Raw genomic sequence first — 3,137 nt, forward strand, 5'->3', positions numbered from 1 at the left:
GCGCATTTTTTTGTTTTTTGGGTGGCATTTTTCACAAGTTGGGTTAAATCTAATAATCTAACGATCTATTGAAGGGTAGTACCATTAAATATAGAGGCGGCTGAAAAAGTCAGCCGCCTGTTTCTGTTTCAAATTTATTTTCCATTATTCTTTTTGTCATTGCCCCAAACGGAACCAAAAAAGTCTGGTGTTCGATACTGAAAACCGTAAACTCACTGTCTTTCATTCCGAAAAGACCCCTGAAATAGAACAACGCTTGAAAGAACTCAATTTGGGCACGGAACACAAAGAAACAGTTTTTGTCCAACAGGATGAATTTATTGACCATACATCGGTACAATCGAAACTTCTTTGGACGGTACTGATTATCAATTTTGCTTTTTTTATCATTGAAATTACAACAGGTCTCATTTCAAAATCCATGGGTTTGGTTGCCGATTCGCTGGATATGCTGGCAGACGCGTTGGTTTATGGGCTTAGCCTTTGGGCAGTCGGTTCAACAGTAATTCGCAAGAAAAAAGTAGCGAAACTAAGCGGATATTTTCAACTGGCATTAGCCCTTCCGGGTCTTTCGGAGGTGATACATCGGTTTATCAGTTTTGTAGAAGTGCCGGACTTTCAAACCATGATTATCGTTTCGGTATTGGCATTGATCGCCAATTCAGTTTGCCTCTATTTATTGCAAAGATCAAAGAGCAACGAAGCACACATGAAAGCCACCATGATTTTTACATCTAACGATATAATTATCAATACAGGTGTAATTGTGGCTGGTGTTTTGGTCTTAATGACGCAATCAAAATATCCCGATTTAATCATTGGGGCAATTGTATTTTTAATCGTGGTAAGAGGGGCTTTCAGAATATTAAAACTTGGGAAACAAAACGTTATAGCACATTCGCATAAATATAATAATCAAAACGTTACGGAAAAATTTTTGCCATTGGCATTGGTTTAAACATCGTCTTTGTAGCTGTTGAAGTATTTTATTGCTTGGTAGCCAACTCATCAGCATTATTATTGATAAATCCGTATAAAAATGTATTTTTGACTTTTAATCCTTGCAACTAATATAATTTCACACTATTTTGGTAGCAGGATAATGAATATCGAATATCCATAGTCATTTTAAAATATCTAAAATCCACAAAACCTTTAATGCTATGAAGAAAATACTTTTAGTTCTGGCGTTGATCTATACAATCTCCGGCAATTTCGTCCATGGGCAACATGATATAAAAGTAGATATTGACCATCCAAAAGCAACTATTCAACCCTACATGTGGGGCATCTTCTTTGAAGACATCAACTTTAGTGCCGACGGGGGAATATATGCCGAGCTGGTAAAAAACCGCTCTTTCGAATTTTACGAACCCATGATGGGGTGGCAGGAAACTTCCAAAAAAGACGGGAACGGAAAGATTTTCATCCTGAAACAGGAACAGAATAAACCTGAAAACCCGACGTACATCCGCATCGACAGCCGTAATGATGACGGCATGTTCGGCGTCGTGAACGAAGGTTTTCGCGGAATGGGTGTGCGAGCCGGCAATCGGTACAATTTCTTGGTCATTGCCCGTAAAGTAGGCAACAACAATCCTGAAATATCAGTAGAATTGCTCAGCACAGACGGGCAAGTTATCGGGCAGACTTCCATCTCCGGCTTCCGGGAAGACTGGCAAAAGATGGAGGGTTCCTTTACATCTTCCCAAACCGATGCGAAAGCCAAACTACGGGTGATGGTCAATGGAACAGGAATCGTTGAAATGGATATGATTTCGCTGTTCCCTGAAGACACCTGGAACAAGCGGAAAAACGGGCTCCGTGCCGATCTCGTGCAAATGCTGTACGATCTTCATCCCGGTTTCCTGCGTTTCCCCGGCGGTTGCATTGTTGAAGGCCATGACCTGAGTCTTCGCTACCAGTGGAAAAAGACAGTCGGTCCGGTTGAAGACCGCGAAGTGATCGTCAACCGGTGGAATACTGAATTTATGCATCGCCATACACCCGATTACTATCAATCTTTCGGCCTTGGATTTTATGAATATTTCCTTCTGGCTGAAGACCTGGGTGCCGAACCCCTTCCCATCCTGAATTGCGGAATGGCCTGCCAGTATAATACAGGTGAGCTGGTTCCCATGGATGAACTCGACCCCTACATTCAGGATGCTCTGGATTTGATTGAATTTGCCAATGGTGACACCACTACCAAATGGGGAAAATTGCGTGCCGAAATGGGCCATCCCGAACCTTTCAATATGAAATTCATTGGAATTGGCAACGAACAATGGGGAGAACAGTATGTGGAACGCTATCAAAAATTTGCTGAAGTCATCAGCAACAAACATCCCGGGATCATGCTTGTTGGCGGTTCAGGCCCCAGGCCTGAAGACGACCGTTTCCACTATCTCTGGAAGGAAATGAAGGATGAAAAAGTTGATCTGATTGACGAACATTATTACATGAACCCCGAATGGTTTTTCGAAAATGCCGACCGCTACGACGACTATGACCGCAACGGTCCTAAAGTGTTTGCAGGCGAATATGCAGCCCATGGTCCGGATAATGAAGACCCTGCCTCAAAAAATTCATGGTTAAGCGCCCTGAGCGAAGCAGCCTTCATGACCGGTCTGGTTCGCAATGCCGATGTAGTAAACATGGCATCTTACGCCCCCCTGATGGCACACATTGAAGCCTGGCAATGGCGTCCAGACCTCATCTGGTTCGACAACCTGACCGTGATGGGAACACCCAATTATTACGTGCAGAAACTTTACTCAAACCATACCGGCAGTGAAGTATTAAACATCACCATGGACGGCAAACCTCTCACAGGACAGGATAAATTGTATGCCAGCGCTTCAGTAGATAAAAAAGCCGGAAAGGTTTACGTAAAACTGGTCAATGCTTCAGAAGAAGCACAGGAAGTGAATGTTGATCTAAGCGGTAAAGCCAAAATCAGAAAAAAAGCAACGGCTTACCTCATGACTGCCGACAATCCTCTGGCATATAACACCCTGAAAAATCCCAAAAACGTAGCCCCGGTTAAAACAGAAATAAAACTAAGAGGACAAAGCATTAGTGAGACATTAACCCAACTTGTGAAAAATGCCACCCAAAAAACAAAAAAATGCGCA

The 3,137-nt window shown here is 42.7% G+C and carries 2 protein-coding genes; both read left to right on the forward strand.

Features of this window, described 5'->3' with window-relative positions; genetic code table 11:
• The first annotated feature begins 187 nt into the window (after window positions 1-187).
• A complete protein-coding gene (locus ATH1_RS19660) occupies window positions 188-958 on the forward strand; it encodes a cation efflux transmembrane domain-containing protein (protein WP_245531818.1) in 771 nt (256 codons plus the stop codon).
• A 205-nt stretch (window positions 959-1,163) separates the two neighbouring features.
• On the forward strand, window positions 1,164-3,137 hold a 1,974-nt coding region (locus ATH1_RS19665), incomplete at its 3' end, for an alpha-L-arabinofuranosidase C-terminal domain-containing protein (protein WP_010423440.1).

The sequence above is a fragment of the Anaerophaga thermohalophila DSM 12881 genome (assembly GCF_000191885.1).
In the GTDB taxonomy this organism is placed as follows: domain Bacteria; phylum Bacteroidota; class Bacteroidia; order Bacteroidales; family Marinilabiliaceae; genus Anaerophaga; species Anaerophaga thermohalophila.